The organism is Streptomyces sp. NPDC021100 (genome assembly GCF_044333095.1).
In the GTDB taxonomy this organism is placed as follows: Bacteria; Actinomycetota; Actinomycetes; order Streptomycetales; family Streptomycetaceae; genus Streptomyces.
This window is the reverse complement of record NZ_JBIRQH010000002.1, coordinates 46,397-62,730: the sequence shown is the minus strand read 5'-3', so window position 1 is coordinate 62,730 and position 16,334 is coordinate 46,397. Positions and strand designations below refer to the sequence as shown.

Sequence of the window (16,334 nt, the reverse complement as noted above, 5' to 3'; positions counted from 1 at the left end):
GTTCGTCCGTGTCGGTGGTCGGTGATGGGCGGGCGGTCAGATGCGGGCGGGCGGCTCCGGCGCCGGGACGCACGCCGCGTTGACGGCCTCGGCGACCGCCGTCACGTGCGGGGCCCGGACGATCCCGTAATGCGTGGTGTCCAGGCATCGCGCCTCCGCCAGCAGCGGCAACCGCCCGGCCCACAGCCGCCGTTGCTCCTCGGCCGGCACCCGGGACGGCAGCCCGGACTCCGCCCGGTCCGCGAGCCACAGCCGCACCGGCGTGGCGGGCAGCGGCGGCGGCTCGTGGGCCGCCATGCCGGCCAGGTTGGCGCGGCAGCAGCGCGCCAGCCGCTCGGCGTACGCCCGGGCCTCCGGACCCGCCGGGGCACCGGAGCCGGCCTCGGCCAGCTCCCGGGCGAAGAGCCGCTCCAACTGCCCCTCGTCGTAGCCGAGTACGTCCTTCCCGGCGCCGGGCGGCGGCGGGTCGAGCAGGTACAGCTCCGCGACCGGCCCGTCGGACGCCTCCGCCGCGGCCGCCATCGCCTGGGCCACCCACGCGCCGAACGACCAGCCGGCCAGCCGCCGGCGCCAGGCGTCCCGGGGGAAGCGCCGGCGCAGCGCCGCGAGGTAGCGGTCCGCGCGCTCGGCGACCGTCCAGTCCGGGGCCTCCGCGCCGCGCAGGCCCGGGTCGCTGATCAGACAGACCGTCAGCCGGGGGTCGAGCGCCGACACCAGCTCGCGGTACGCCTGGACGTCACCGCCGACCGGGTGCACCAGGCACAGCACGTCGCCGCCCGCACCCTCCTGCCAGACGTCCAGCGGCACCTCGTCCGGGGCGCCGCCGCCGGTGGCCGCCGCGAGGTGCGCCAGCACTTCCGTCAGGCTCACCCGGTGGCTGAGCCACGACAGTTCGAGCTCGACGCCGTACTCCTCCTCGACCGTGCTGATGAGGTCGAGGAGGGTGAGCGAGTCGGCGCCGTGGTCGTACAGGGACGCCTCCGGGTCGAGCTCGTCCACGCCCAGGGAGCGGCACAGCCACTCCGCGAGCCGCTCGGCGGCGGCCGGTGCGGGGCGCGCCTCGAGGGCCGTGGGCCGGTCCTCGCCCGGCGGCGGCGCGTAGAAGACGCGCGCCTCCTCCGGATCCGTGGTGGACACCAGGAGCTGGGGCAGCCGCAGCCGCAGGGCGTCGGCGAACAGCCGCTGCCCCTCCTTCACCGTCAGTCCGACCGCCAGGTGCGCCTGGTGCCGGGCGTCGGCGTGCAGCGCGCCCAGCGCCATGCCGGTCTCGCTCCACACGTCCCAGTCGACGCCGATCCGCAGCGTGCTCCCGTCCCCCTGATACCGGGCGAACCCGTCCAGCAGGCCGTTGGCGGCGGCGTAGTCGAACTGGCCGACGCCACCGAACTGCGCCGCCATCGACGAGCAGTAGACGGCGAACGCGGGCCGGTCGCGCTCGATCAGCCGCTCCACCAGGAGCGCGCCGCGCAGCTTGGCCGCCGAGGCCGCCCGCGCCGCGGCGGCGTCGCGCCGGACCAGCAGGCCGCCCGCGGCCACGCCCGCCGCGTGCACCACGCCGTCGACACGGGTGGTTAGCCGGTCGAGGACCGCCTCCGGCGCCGCCGTCGCGAGGTCGGCCTCCAGCAGGTCGACCCGGTCGGCCCAGGGCGCCAGCGCCTCCGGGAGCTCCGCGCGGCGGGCCAGCAGCACGACCCGGCAGTCGGCGTGCTCCAGCAGCCAGGCGGCGACGCTGCGGCCGATGCCGCCCGTCCCGCCGAGCACGAGGTACGTCCCCGGGCCCACCGGCCGCGCCGGCGCCGCCACCGGGGCGGGCGCGGGCACCGGCAGCAGCGCCTGCCGCCACCAGTAGCCCTGCCGCAGCGCCAGCCGGCGCGGCAGCTGCGCGGCTGTGTCCGTCTCGTCCGCCTCGTCCGCCTCGGCCAGCAGCGCGGGCAGCGCCGCCCAGTCGGCCGGGTCGCGGCCCGGCAGGTCCAGCCAGCGGCCGTCGACGCCGCACTCCTGCGGCACCACCTCCGCCGCGCCCGCCAGCAGGGCGAGTTCGGGCCGGGTGACCGGGCCCTCGACGGGCTGGGCGCCGTACGACAGCCACCATGGGCGCAGCCGCGTCCCGGCGGCCAGCTCGGCGGCGGCCCGGAGCAGCGCGGCGGGCGTGTCGAGACACGCCCACCGGGCGCGGTCCAGCGACTCCTCGCCGACGGGTCCCTCGACGGCGAGCGGCAGCGCGTGCAGCCAGTCGACCGTCTCCGCCCCGGCGGCACCGAGCGCGTCGAACACCCGCCGCAGCGACGCCGGGTCGGCCGGGTCCGCCTCGTACCGGTCCGCGCCGACGCGGGCGAAGGCCGCCGCGGCCCGGACGTGCGCCACCCGCTCGTACGCCGCCTCGAACGGGCGCAGCGCGCCGTCCGGGAGGGGGCCGTCCGTCAGGACGACGAGCGTGCCGGCGACCCGGGACGCCGGGTCCGCCGCCGCGTGGTGCCGCCGCACCCAGTGCGGCTGGCGCAGCCACTCCGCTTCCGGCAGCCGCTCGGGCCAGGAGCACTCCTGGGCGGGGGGCGCCTCCTGTGCGGAGGCCGTCTCCTGTGCGGGGGCCGCCCGTTCGACCTCGTAGCGGGCCAGGTCGAAGGCGGGCGGCGGGAAGTCCCACGGCGCCTGCGCCGGGCCGGCCGGCCAGCGGACGTCCGTACCGGCCCGCCAGGCGGCGGCCAGTTCCCCGGCCGTCCGGCCCACGGCGTCGACGGCCGTGCCGTCCGCCGTCACGGCCGTGCCGCCGGTCACCGTCCGCAGCCAGGCGACCGCCTCCGCCGCGTCGGCGCACACCGCCGCCGCCCGGCACTCGCGGGCCGGCCGCCCGGCCTGGAGGTGCCGCAGCACCCGCCCGTACGCCTCCGGTCGCGTCTCCAGGTAGTCGGCGATCCGGGCCGCGTCGGCGCGCAGCCCGGCCTCGCCGCCACTGGACAGCGGCAGGACGGGCACGGCCGGTGCGGCGGCGTCGAGGACGGCGGTAGGTTCGGCGGCCTCCAGGACGACGTGGGTGTTGGTGCCGCCGATGCCGAAGCTGCTCACCGCCGCGACCCGCGGCCGGTCCGCGGGCCAGGGCTCCGCCGCCGTCGGGATCCGGAACGGCAGCCGCTCGTCGGCGATCTGCGGGTTGAGCCGCCGGAAGTCGACGGTCGGCGGGACGACGCCGTGGTGCACGGCCAGCGCCGCCCGGACCAGTCCGACGACGCCCGCGGCGGCCCCCAGGTGGCCCAGCTGGCTCTTCACCGACGACAGTGCGCACCGGCCCGGCTCCTCCAGGCCGTACGCCTGCCGCAGCGCGCCCACCTCGACCGGGTCGCCGAGCCGGGTGCCGGTGCCGTGCGCCTCGACGTAGCCGAGGTCGGCGGCGGTCCGGCCGCTGCGCCGCAGGGCGGTACGGATCACCTCGCGCTGCCCGGCGAGCGACGGAGCGCTGTAACTCATCTTGTCCGAGCCGTCGTTGTTCACGGCCGAGCCGGTGACCACCGCGTACACGGTGTCGCCGTCCCGCCGGGCCAGCCGCAGCGGCTTGAGCACCACCACGCCGACACCGCTCGCGCCGACCGTCCCGGCGGCGTCGTCGCTGAACGGGCGGCAGTGACCGTCGGGGGAGAAGATGTGCTGCGACTGGTAGCGGTAGCCGCCGGTGAGCGTCGGGTCGACGAGGACGCCGCCGGCCAGCATCACCTCCGCGTCCCCCTGACGCAGCAGCCCGGCCGCGACGTGCACCGCGAGCAGCGAACTGGAGCACGCCGCCTGCACGGTGAACGCCGGACCGGTCAGCCCCAGGTGGTAGGCGACCTTGGTGGTCAGGAAGTCCTTGTCGTGGTGCTGGGCCAGCCGGAACGCGTCCGGCAGTGCCGCCGGGTCGGCGTCCCGCAGCAGCGACTGGAAGTAGGTGTTCTCCCCGCAGCCGGCGACGATGCCGGTGCGCCGCGCCGCCGTGTCGCCGGTGATCCCGGCGTGGGCCAGCGCCTGTACCGACGCCATCAGCAGATGGCGCTGCTGCGGGTCCATCAGCCGGGCCTCCTGGCGGCTGATGCCGAAGTACTCGGGGTCGAAGTCCAGCGGGCCCGACAACTGGCTGCGGGCGCCCACGAGTCCGTCGCCCGCCTCGAAGGTCTCGATGCCGCGCCGGCCCTCGCGGACCAGGTCCCAGAAGGCGGCCAGGTCGTCCGCGCCGGGCAGCCGAACGGCCATGCCGACGACGGCGATCGGCTCGTCACCGGCGGGCCGGTCCTCCGCGACGGCGGGGGAGGCCGGCGCCGCGCCCGCCTCCAGGAAGCGGGCCAGCCGCCGCACGGACACGTGCTCGAACAGGTCGGGGATCGAGAACCGCAGCCCGGGCTCGCCGGTGCAGCGCAGGTGGAAGCGCATCAGGTCGAGGCTGGACGCCCCGGCGTCGAAGAAGCGCTCGTCCGGACCGACCGGACGGCCCAGCACCTCCTCCAGCAGCCCCGCGATCCGCGCCTCCAGCGGCGTCAGCGCCGGCCCGGAGGCACTTCCCGGGCGCAGGTCCGTCCCCGGTACCGCCAGGGCCCGGCGGCGGTCCAGCTTGCCGCTGGGCGTCAGCGGCAGCGCCTCCACGACGCGGAAGCGGTCCACCCGCACATGCGCGGGCAGCAGCCCGGCCAGATGCCTGGTCAGGTCGTCGGCGGCCGGCGGCTCGCCGTGGCACTGGAGGGACGCCACCAGGTGCCCGCCGTCCTGTGCCACGACCGCGTTGACGACGGCCGGGTGGCGCAGCAGCGCCGCCTCCACCTGCCCCAGCTCCAGCCGGTGACCGCTCAGCTTCACCTGCTGGTCCTCGCGGCCCAGGTAGTGCAGCAGCCCCTGCCGGTCGAAGGACGCCCGGTCGCCGCTGCGGTAGAAGAGCCCCTCCCCGGGCATCTCGGTGAACCGGGCGGCGTTGAGGTCCTCGTCACCCAGGTAGCAGGGCCCGGCCATCGGGCCGCCGATCAGCAGGCTGCCCGGGCAGCCCGGCGGCACCGGCTCGCCCGCCGCGTCCACCACCCGCAGCACGGCGCCCGCCACCGGGCGGCCGATCGCCGGGCGGGACGGCCAGCCGGCCGGATCGCCGTCCAGGCACAGCCCGCTGACGACATGCGTCTCGGTCGGCCCGTAGTGGTTGAACAGCCGGGCGCCCGGCAGCCCCGCGAACCAGCCGCGGATGGCGTCGGTGCACAGCAACTGCTCGCCCGCCGTGACCACTTCGCGCAGCCGGGACGGGAAGCGGCCTCGCCGCACCCCGTGCTCGGCGAGCAACTGGAGGGCCACGTACGGGAGGAAGAGGCGCTCGACGCCGGCCGCCTCCAATTGGTCGAGCAGGGCCGGCGCGTCCCGCCGCCAGCCGGGCCGGACCAGGTGCAGCCGGCCGCCGCCGGTGAGCGTGGTGAAGATCTCCTGGAACGACACGTCGAACGACAGCATCGAGAACTGCTGGGTGACCGCGGGCCCCGCGAGCCCGCCGTCCGTCTCCTGCCAGCGCAGCAGGTTGCACAGCGTCGCGTCGGGCACCTGGACGCCCTTGGGGCGGCCCGTCGAGCCGGAGGTGAAGAGGGTGTACAGCGGGCGTGTTCCCGGGTTCTCCGGAAGGTCCGTGCCGTCCGGCGCCGCCGACAGCACCACCGGGTGGCGCGGCAGCCCCTGCGGGGCGATGGCGTCGAGCGCGGGCGCGCCGCCCGGCGGGACCAGCACGCACAGCGGCGCGGCCTGGTCCAGCACCTGCCGCAGCAGCTCCGGCGGGTACGCCGGGTCCAGCGGGACGGCGGTCACACCGAGCCGGGCCAGCGCGAGGAGCGCCACCACGTGCTCGGCCGACGGCTCCAGGTACAGGGCGACGCTCGCCGGGCGGTAGGCGGGCGGCAGCGGGTGCCGGTCCCGCAGCTCCCGCGCCAACCCGGCCGCGTACGCCGCGAGTTCCGCGTAGCGGATCTCCCGGCCGTCCGGCGTCACCACCGCCGTCGCGTCCGGGGTGCGGCGCGCCTGGCGGGCGAAGCCCTCGGCCACCGTGGTGAACGCCGGCTCGGCCGCCGGGCCCCGGCCGGGCTCCGGCAGGGCACGCCGGTAGCCGGCCACCAGCTCGGCCGGGGTCGTGTCGCCGCCCTCGGCGAGCGCGTCCAGGCCCCGCCGGAAGAGGTCGTCCATGGCCGCGACCTCGTCGGCCGTGAAGTGGTCGGCCGCGTACTCCCACAGGCAGTCCAGGCCGCCGCCGCGCTCCACGACGGACAGCGTCATCGGGCACTTGGCGTCCGCGGGCGCCGGCCACAGCGGACGGGCCGTGACGCCCGGCAGGGACAGCGCGGAGAAGTCCGTGTTCTCCAGGACGAACAGGAAGTCGAACGGCGGCCCGTCAGCGCGGGACGGCCGGTCGGCCAGGACATCGGCGAACGCCACGTCCTGCCGCTCCAGCACTTCCCGCACCAGCTCGCCCTGGCGCAGCAGTTGACCGCGCAGGCTCTCGCGCGGCGCCACCTCGACGGGCAGCGGCACGGTGTTGGCGAACATGCCGACGCTGTCCGCGAACTCCCGCACCGGCCGGTTGGCCACCGGGCCCGCCAGCCGCGGCCGGGTCCGGCCCGCCACCCCGTACAGGCTCCACGCGTACACGCCCAGCAGCAACTGGAAGCGGGTGAGCCCCAGGCCGGCGCAGAGCCGGTCGAGCACCGCGCGCCGCTCGCCGTCGAGCGTGGTGCGCAGCAGCCGCCCGGGCTCCGCCGGCCGGGGGAGGGACGGCAGCGCCGGCTCCGCCTCCTCGACGCCGTCCAGGCGTTCGCGCAGCGCGGCCCGCTGCTCCGCGTAGCCGGGCGTGGCGAACCACGCGGCCTGCCACCCGGCGAAGTCCAGCGGCGTGGGCACGGCGGCCGGCTCCTCGGGCTCCGCGCCGGACACCAGGGCCGCGTACGCCGCGGACACCTCCTCGAACAGCACGTTCAGCGACCAGCCGTCGATCGCGATGTGGTGCAGCCGCAGCAGCAGCGTCCCGCCGTCGTCGCCGTCCGGAAGCCAGCGGGCGTGGAACATCTCGGGCCGGGCCAGGTCGAACGGCGCGGTCAGGAACCGGTGTTGCGCCTCGTCCCCCGTGTCCGTGCCGGTCACCCACGGGTCGTAGGGCGCGCCGGCCTCCTGCCGCAGCCCCTCCGCCGCGGGGACGAAGGCCGTCCGCAGCGCCGGATGGCGGACCACCAGCCGGCGCAGCGCCTCGCGCAGCGCGCCGGTGTCCACGGCGCCGTCCAGCCGGAAGGCCATGCCGACGTGGTACGCGCGGGAGTCCGGGTCCCGCTGCTGGAGCAGCCACAGCCGCTGCTGCTCCGAGGTCGCGGGGGCGGACAGGGCACCGGTCGGCGCGGGCACCGGCGGGTACGCGGCCGGCGCGCCGTCGCGCAGCGCGGCGAGGGCGGCGGCCAGGGACGCGAAGTCCCCTCCGACCACGGCCGCGCGCGGCGGCTCGCAGCCCCAGCGGCGGCGCGCCTCGAAGCGCAGCCGCAGCGCCTTGAGCGAGTCGCCGCCACTGGCGATCCAGCGGTCGCCCGGCCGCAGGCCGGTGACGCCCAGCACCTCCTCGGCCAGTCCGAGCACCTCGCGCTGCCAGGGCGTGACGTCCCCGCCGTCCCCGCCGTCCCCGCCGTCCGCCGTGCGCGCGGGGCGCCACGGCTCCCCGGCGTGCGCGAGCAGCGCGGCCTCGTCGACCTTGCCGTTGGCGTTCCGCGGCAGGGCCGCCACCCGGTGCAGGTGGTGCGGGCGCATGTACGGCGGCAGGGCCGCGGACAGATGGCGGTCGAACTCCTCGTACGCCAGCCCCTCGTCCGGCACCACGAACGCCAGCAGCTCCAGCACCCCGGCCGCGTCGGGCCGGGCGCACACATGGGCGCGGCGGACGGCCGGATGGGCCGTGATCCGCTGCTCCAGCTCGCCGGGCTCGATGCGGAAGCCCCGCACCTTCACCTGCCGGTCCGCGCGCCCGACGTAGGTGACGAGCCCGTCGTCGTCCAGCCGGACGAGGTCGCCGGTGCGGTAGTGGCGCTCCCGGCCGCCGTCGTGCCACGGCAGGCGGACGAACGCGCGGGCGGTCTCCTCGGGCCGGTTGCGGTAGCCCGCCGCCAAGCCCTCGCCCGAGAGCAGGAGTTCGGCCAGCTCCCCCGGGGCGGCCGGGCGGTCGCCGGCCACGGCGAGCGCGCCGGTGCCCGGCAGGGGGCGCCCGATCGGCACCTCGTCCCCGTCGAGGCCGCGGGGGATCGGGTGGATCAGCGCGAACGTCGTGCACTCGGTCGGGCCGTACACGTTGTACAGCGTGGTGGCGCTGTCCGGGTTGGCGCGGTACCAGTCCCGGATGACGCGGGCGGTGAGCTTCTCGCCGCCGACCAGCACCTCGCCGGTGCCCGCGAAGCAGTCGGGGACGGCGTCGACCACGGCGTTGAACAGGGCCGTCGTCACGAACACGGTGTCGATCCGGGCGTCGCGCAGCGCGGCGGCCAGCAGCTCGGGGGACTGCGCCGTCGCGTCGTCGACGACCACGCAGCAGCCGCCGGTCAGCAGCGGCACCCACACCTCGAAACTGAGCGCGTCGAACGCCGGGTTGGCCAGCCAGGCGTGCCGCTTCGGGCCGCCGGGCCGCAGCCAGCCCGGCCGGGCCAGCCGCAGGATCCCGGCCTGCGGGACGTCCACGCCCTTGGGGAGGCCGGTGGTGCCCGAGGTGTAGAAGACGAAGACCGTGTCGGACGGGCCGGCCGCCGGCTCGTCCGCCCGCTCGTCATCCGCCGCGGGGCCGGCTTCGAGGACGGACGCCTCCAGCGGGATGACGCCCTCGCCCGCGCCGGCGGGCGGCGTCCCGTCGTGCACCACCGCGACGGCGCCCGAGTCGGTGAGGATGTGCCGCTGCCGGCCGGCCGGGCTCTGTACGTCCAGCGGGACCACCACCGCGCCCAGCCGCAGCACGCCCAGCATCACCCGGACCAGGCGCGCCGAGCGCGGCAGCGCCACGGCCACCGCCTGCCCCGGCCGCACCCCGTGGGCGCGCAGGGCGCGGGCGACGGCGGCGGAACCGGCGTCGAGCGCCGCGTAGTCGAGGATCCGGTCGCCCTCCACCACGGCGGGGGCGGACGGGGTGCGGCGGGCCCGGTCGAGGACGCTCCGGGCCAGGCCGAGGGGGATGTTCGTCATCGTGTCTCCTGCGCCGGGGCGGTACGGGGGGTGGGGACGGCGACGGGGGACGCCGGGAGGCGGGACAGCTCGGCCTCGATCAGCGCGGCCACGCGGGTCACGCCGCCGCCCTCCAGCACGTCCCAGTGGCCGCAGGCCAGCGGCTCGACGGTGAGGCCGTCGCCGGTGCGCCGGGTCCAGAACTCCCGCTGGCGGGCCAGCTGTTCGGGCGCCACCCGGTCGTCCTCCGGGCCCTCGGCCTGGAGCAGCACCGTGCGGGCGGCCGTCGGCGGGACCTCGTAGTCGCGCGTCGTCAGCCGGCTGTGGTTGTAGACCTGGAAGTACCGCTCGATCTGCTCGTCGTCGATGCCCGGGTACATCCCGTTGAAGCGGACGAGCTTGTCGCGGAACTCCGCGAGCTCCACCGGCTCGATCGCGGCCCGCTCGGCCGGGTCGTCGGTGCCGTGGGTGTCCAGCAGCACCACGCTCACCCCGGCCCGGCCGGCCGCCGCCAGCCTGCGGCCCATCTCGTGGGCGATCAGGCCGCCGTACGACAGCCCGGTGAGCACCAGCGGCCCCTCGGGCAGCGGCTCGATCAGCCGCAGGTACTCCTCCGCCATCGCCTCGACGGTGGGCAGGAACGATTCGCCCTCGTTGAGGCCCGGCGCCTGGACGCCGGTCACGCCGACCTCGTCCGGCAGCAGCCCGGCGAGCGGCAGGTAGCAGAAGGCCGTGCCGCCGGCCGGGTGGACGCAGACCACCCGTGCCCCGCCGGCACCCGGACGGAACTCGATCAGGCTCCCGGGGCGGCGCTCCGCGGCGCCCTCCCGGAGCAGCCCGCCCAGCGCCTCGATCGTCGGGTGCAGCAGGACGTCCCGCACCTGGAGCGTCACGCCGAACGCCTCGCGGACCGCGTGCGCCAGCTTGATGGCGGAGATCGACGTGCCGCCGAGGGCGAAGAAGTCGTCCCGGACGCCGATGTCCTGGTGCAGCAGGACACTCCGCCATATCTGATACAGCGTCAGTTCGATGTCGTCGCGCGGGCTCGCCTGGTTGACGGCGGCCGGGCCGCGGGACGCGGCCCGTTCCAGCACCGCCGCGCGGTCGAGCTTGCCGTTGGCCGTCAGCGGCAGCCGCGGGAACTCCACGAAGACCTGCGGGATCATGTAGTCCGGCAGTCGCCGGGCCAGTGCCGCCCGCCACTCCGCCGCCGGACGCGGCTCCGCGCCGTCCCGCCCCACGGCCGCCACCAGGGCGGGACCGCCCCGCGCGGCGCGGTCCACCAGCACCGCCGCCTCGGCGACGCCCGGCTCGGCCCGCAGCGCGGCCTCCACCTCGCCCGGCTCGATCCGGAACCCGCGCAGCTTCACCTGGTCGTCCCGGCGCCCCGCGTACTCCAGGTCGCCGTCCGACAGCCACCGGGCCAGGTCGCCGGTGCGGTACATCCGCCCGCCCGGCACGAACGGGTCGGCCACGAACCGCCCGGCCGTCGGCCCCGGACGGCCCAGGTAGCCGCAGGCCAGGCCCGCCCCCGCCACGTACACCTCACCCGGCACACCCGGCGGCACCGGCCGCAGCCGCTCGTCGAGCACGTACACCCGGGTGTTGGCGATCGGCCGGCCGACCGGGCTCTGCCGGTCCAGCGGCCGGGGCGTGAAGTAGGCCGTGCTGTACACCGTCGTCTCCGTCGGCCCGTAGCCGTACAGCAGCCGCAGGCCCGGCAGCGCCTCGGTGAAGCGGTGCAGCATGTCCTCGGGCAGCGATTCCACCCCCGTCAGCAACTGCCGCAGCGCCAGCCCCTTCAGCCGCTCGGCGGGTGCCTCACCGATCCACCGGACGAAGGCCGGCGGCAGGAACGCCTGTGCCACCCGGTGCTCGCGCATCCAGTCCAGCAGCGCGGCAGGGTCGAGGCGCACCTCGTCCGGCACCGGGTACAGCACGCCCCCGGTCGTCAGCGGCAGCAGCAGCTCCTGCTGGGCCACGTCGAAGCCGGTGCTCGCCCACTGCGACGCGGGCTCGCCGGGCAGTGCGCCGCACCGCGCCACCCAGTGGTCCAGCAGGTTGAGGACGGCGCGGTGCGGCACCGCCACGCCCTTGGGACGGCCGGTCGAACCGGACGTGTAGATGACGTACGCCAGGTCGTCGGGGGACACGGCGACGCCGGGGGCGTCCTCGCGGTCCGCCTCCGTCTCCACGGCGGCGAACGGCAACCAGCCCTCGGGCGGCGCCGGCTCACCGCTCAGCACCACGGCCGGACCGGCGTCCTCCACCATCCCGGCCAGCCGCTCCGCCGGCAGGTCCGGGTCGAGCGGCAGACAGGTCCCGCCGGCCTTGAGGACGCCCAGGGCGCCCACCGCCAGCTCCGCCGAGCGCCGCACGTGCAGACCCACCACGTCGCCGCGCCGCACGCCCCGGGCGATCAGGGCACGGGCCAGCCGGTTGGCGCGCCGGTCCAGCTCCGCGTAACAGAGCCGCACGGCGCCGTCCACCACGGCCGGCGCGTCGGGGCGCGTCCGCGCCTGCTCCTCGAACCGCTCCACCAGCCCCGCCGGGGCGCCCGGCAGGGCGGTGTCGTTCCACTCCTCCAGGACCCGCCGGCGCTCCCGCCCGTCCAGCAGCGACAGATCCGCCACCGGGCGCTCCGGGCCGTCCGCCATCCACGCCAGCACCTGCCGCAGCCGGCCGACGTACCGCTCGGCCGTCACCTCGTCGAACAGCGCCTCGGCGTAGCGCAGGCTGCCGGTCAGCCGGCCGTCCTTCTCCGCCGCCATCAGCGTCAGGTCGAAGGTGGCACCCGGCGCCGGGAGCGGCAGCGGCGTCACCTCGGTGCCCGCCAGGCCCAGCGCGCCGCCGTCCGTGTACTGCCACGCCAGCATGTTCTGGAACAGCGGGGTGTGCGCCGGGCTGCGCACCGGCTTCACCAGCTCCACCACGTGCTCGAACGGCAGGTCCTGGCGGCGCAGCCCGGCCCGTGCCACCGTCCGTACGCGGTCCAGCGCCTCGGCGACCGTCGGCTCGCCGGACAGGTCGACGCGCAGGGCGAGGGTGTTGACGAAGAATCCGGCGACGTCCTCGACGTCGCCCCGCCGGCGGTTCGCGACGGGTATCCCGACGACGAGATCCCGCTGTCCGGACATCCGGGAAAGGAGCAGGGACCAGCCGGTGAGCACGGTCATGAACAAACTGGCGCCCTGCCGCTCGCCGAGCGACTTCACCGCCGCCGTCAGTTCCGCGTCGAAAGCGAACCGGACCTCGGCGCCGCGGTAATCCTGTTCCGCCGGACGCGGCCGGTCCGTGGGGAGTTCCAGCAGCGGCGGCGCCCCCGTCAGGGATTCCGTCCAATACGCGGCCTGCTCCGCGAACGTTCCGTCCTCCCACTCCCGCTTCTGCCGCACGGCGTAATCCGCGTATCCGGAGGCGAGCGGCGGCAGCGGGTCGTGTTCCCCGCGCAGGAACGCCGCGTAAAGGGCGCCGAGTTCCCGCATCAGCAGGACTTCCGTCCAGCCGTCGTAAATGGCGTGGTGGAAGGTCAGCAACAGTTGGTGCCGGTCCTCGCCCAGGACGACCAGCCGGCCGCGCGCGAGCGGACCCCGGGCCAGGTCGAAGGGGGCCGCGGCCTCCTCCCGCCGCAGCCGCTCCAGCCGCTCCTCCACACCGGCGTCGGCGCCGACGGCCCGCGACAGGTCGTCTACGGACAGCGCGAACCCGGTGTCCGCCGGGTCCACCCGCTGGAACACCTCGCCGTCCACCGCCAACAGCCGTGTGCGCAAGGCATCGTGGCGTGCCGTCAGGGCGTCGAGCGCGCGGGCCAGGGCGGTGCGGTCGAGGGGGCCGCGCACGTCGAAGGCGAGCGGCACGTGGTACGCCTCGCTCGCCCCCGGCAGCTGGGCCAGGAACCACAGCCGCCGCTGGGCGAACGACGCCGGGACGCGGTCCCGCGCGGCGGCCGCCGGAGCGGGGTCCGGGCCGGGGGCGGCGGCCGGCGCGGGGCGCGCGGGCCGCCCTTCGGCCGGCTCCTTCCGTGCCGCGTACGGCTGTTGGGGGGTGGGGGCGCTGGGCGTCTGCTGCGCGGGCAAGGCTGCTTCTTCTCCTCAAGGGGAGGGGGGAAGACCGCTTCTGTGGGGGGAAAGCGGGGGAGGCATGGGTGGGGGCGTGCGCTTACCGGGGGAAATTCGGCTGCGGCACCGGTAACGACCAGCCGTCATGAACGACTTCATGCGGCGGCGTCAGGGCATGGCGAACCTCCGGGTCGCCCGATCGCCATGGCGTAAGGAACGCGAGGCGACAGGCGCCGTGTGTCGGGTCTGGACTGTACGGCGATGATTGATCACTGAATGCGGCGTGTCAATGGGTGATCGCTCGAATGTGACCCTGCTCCCGTATCGGGTCGGCCACCGATAGATGGCCCGGCCAAAGACTCGCTTGCGGGGAAGGCGAAGGGTTCCGAATCGTGAACGGTAAGCGCAGGTCGGGACCGTCGGGGAATACCCGCTGGTAATAAGATCCCGGCCGGCGTGATCAAGATCGAGAATGGTGGGGGCCCCGAGGTGCGGCGGGGAGTCCGAGCCGACTAAAGCGGTATAGGGCGCCCCTCCCGTGGCGGTGCATCACGCGGCGCGGTGCGGCCGGGGGCCGGGGCCGCCGCGTCGAGGGGCCCGGGGGCGCCGCGTCGAGGGGCCCGGAGGTGCCGAGCGGGCCGGCGGACGGCGCGCGGGTGAACGCCGGTGGACGGAGGTGAACGCCGGTGGACGGAACGGTGACGAAATCCCCGTCCGCAGACAGGAAACCTTACGTCAAGATCCTTTCTGGACAGGAAGATTGGCGCTCAAGCGTGTTCTGCTCCGCAGCTCCGCCCCGATAGAACCTGATCGTCAACAACAACCTCATATCTGCGCCCCACAAGGGAGAGATCGTGAAGCGGATGGGATGGGCCGTCACCGCGGCCGTCACCACCATCGTCCTGGCCCAGTCGTCCCTCGCCGCCCAGGCGGCGGACTCCACCTCCGGGTGGCGGGCCCCCTCGTGCACCAAGGTCACCGGTGACGGTGCCGTCACCTTCACCACCGACGACGGCGCCAGCCTCGCCCCGACGACGGGCACCCTGAAGTCCGTCAGCTACACTCACGGCCTGGTCGCGCTGGACACCCCCAACACGCTCCTCGCCACGCACAACGACGAGCTCCAGCGCTCGACGGACGCCGGCTGCACCTGGACCCGGGTCGCGACGCTCGGCAGCGGCTCCACCTGGCTGACCGCCGCCCCCGGCGGCCGGGCCTTCGCCTGGGAGAAGAACGGCGGCTACCTCGCCCGAGTCGACGGCAAGACCGTCACCAAGCTGTCCCCGCCCAGCGCCGACATCGTCGGTGTGGGCACCGACAAGGCGCGCCGCGACCATGTCCGCCTCGCCGGCAGCGACGGACAGCTCTACGACTCGACGGACGCCGGCGCCACCTGGAAGCCGATCGGCAAGCTCGCCTTCGGCCCGGGGGCCAACCTCTACACCGTGTCCTTCGACCCCGCCGACCTCGACCACGCGGTCGCCGGCGGCATGACGACCGGCGGCGCGGTCACCACCGACGGCGGCACCACCTGGACCGCCGCCACCGGCCTGTCCGCCACGGCCGGCGGCAAGGCCAACCTCTTCGCCGCGTCCGTCTCCCCGGCCGACCGCAACGTCGTCTACGCCCTGGGCATCGACCTCGTCGAGGCCGCGCCCAGCTCGGGCGCCGAGGGCCGGCACCTGTACCGGTCCACCGACGGCGGCCGGACGTACACCCGGATCGTCGACGACACCCCGGACACCGAGCTCACCAACAGCACCCTGCTGGCGCCGAGCCCCGTGGACGCCAACGTCCTGTACTTCGAGTACGGCACGTACTTCCAGGCGTACGGCACCGACCTGTACCGCTACGACGCGCGGACGGGCAAGGTCGGCAAGACGCACAACGCCCACGACGGCATCTCGGCCATCGCCTTCAACCCGGCCCGGCCGTCCGTGATGTACCTGGGCCTGGAAGAGGTGCAGATCGACCACTGATCCGGCACCCCGCCCGGGGATTCCTCCGGGACGGGACGGACGGAGGCCGGCTCGCGCGCACGTGGAGGTCGCGCGGGCCGGCGGCCCTATGCGGTGCCGCCCGGCCGGCACCGCGCCTGCGTCATCACCGTGACGGCTGCGAACGCAGGGAACACAGAGAACACGGAAATCGCACAGGGGGCAGTGGACTTGGCGGCACCGGCCGCCGCCGATGCCCCCGCCGCGTAGCCGAGCAGTGAAGACGGCGTACGGCCCGGACGACGCGGACGGGACGCCTCGCCGCGGGACGCGGTCCGTCGTATCGCCGCCGGCACGCTCGACGAGGCCGGCGGCCCGCACGCCCCCCTGCGGCCTCAGAGATGCCAGCTCGGCGTCCCGTCCGCCACCGAGAGCACGATGTACAGCACCAGTCCCACGGCGCCCAGCACCATGCCGAGCCGGGCGCGGAAGCGGCGGACGGTCCCCCGGGCGAGGGCGACGGCGCCCAGCGCGATGGCGCAGGGGCCGAAGACGAGGTTGGCGATCAGCAGCCCGAGGAGTCCGGTGACGAACGACGTCACGGCCATGAAGTCGACGTTCCGGCGGCGCCGTTCGGCCGGGTCGAGGCCCGCGGCCCGGCGCCCGAGGAACCGCCGGCTCGTGTGCCGCGGACCGATGTCCTGACGCGGGTGCCGATGACGGTTCGCGTCGGGGCGGTCGGCCTGGTGACGGCCTCCGGGGCCGATGTCGGCCGGATGACGCGTGTGGTCCGGGCGGCCGGTGCCCGGCCTGACGGGGGCGGTCCGGCGCTCGCCGGCGCGTTCGTGCGTGCCGGTGGAGCGATGGCCGTCGGCCGCGGGGCCGACGGGCTTCCGCTCGTCGAGGGAAGGGGAAGAATAGGGGTTCACGGGGGCTCCTCCTTACCGGTCCCGCCGGTGCGTCCGGCGCTCCCGCACCGCGAAGGCGGCCAGCCAGACGAGGATCGCCGCCGCGGACACCAGGGTCACGGACAGGGGCACGTGCGCGGCCGTCCCGGTCAGGACGCCGAGCAGGAAGAGGGCCAGGACAAGGAAGAACATGTCCGTCCTTTCCGTCGAGCTGTCGAATGGGCGGTCCGCGGGCGACGACGCGCGGGTCGTTCCCTGACGCCGTGTCAGCCGCT

The 16,334-nt window shown here is 75.9% G+C and carries 5 protein-coding genes; 1 reads left to right on the top strand and 4 read right to left on the bottom strand.

Translation table 11 applies throughout. The features are described 5' to 3' along the window. Nucleotides 1-36 precede the first annotated feature (36 nt). Nucleotides 37-9,177 (bottom strand): amino acid adenylation domain-containing protein, encoded by a 9,141-nt coding sequence (locus ACH4PU_RS03920; RefSeq protein WP_398265522.1) that lies wholly within the window; start codon nt 9,175-9,177, stop codon nt 37-39. Beyond that, nucleotides 9,174-13,232: an amino acid adenylation domain-containing protein gene (locus tag ACH4PU_RS03915; RefSeq protein ID WP_398265519.1), complete on the bottom strand. Its 4,059-nt coding sequence runs from the start codon at nt 13,230-13,232 to the stop codon at nt 9,174-9,176. Before ACH4PU_RS03915 ends, ACH4PU_RS03920 begins: the two co-directional genes overlap by 4 nt. An 845-nt stretch (nt 13,233-14,077) precedes the next feature. Here ACH4PU_RS03915 and ACH4PU_RS03910 point away from each other — a divergent pair. Beyond that, a complete protein-coding gene (locus ACH4PU_RS03910) occupies nt 14,078-15,193 on the top strand; it encodes a WD40/YVTN/BNR-like repeat-containing protein (protein WP_398266932.1) in 1,116 nt (371 codons plus the stop codon). 353 nt (nt 15,194-15,546) lie between these two features. Here the strand turns inward: ACH4PU_RS03910 and ACH4PU_RS03905 are convergent, their stop codons facing one another. Next, on the bottom strand, nt 15,547-16,080 hold the full coding sequence (locus ACH4PU_RS03905) for a DUF4190 domain-containing protein (protein ID WP_398265516.1): 534 nt from the start codon (nt 16,078-16,080) through the stop codon (nt 15,547-15,549). A gap of 12 nt (nt 16,081-16,092) precedes the next feature. Further along, on the bottom strand, nt 16,093-16,251 hold the full coding sequence (locus ACH4PU_RS03900; RefSeq protein ID WP_351509936.1) for a hypothetical protein: 159 nt from the start codon (nt 16,249-16,251) through the stop codon (nt 16,093-16,095). Between the last annotated feature and the right edge of the window lie 83 nt (nt 16,252-16,334).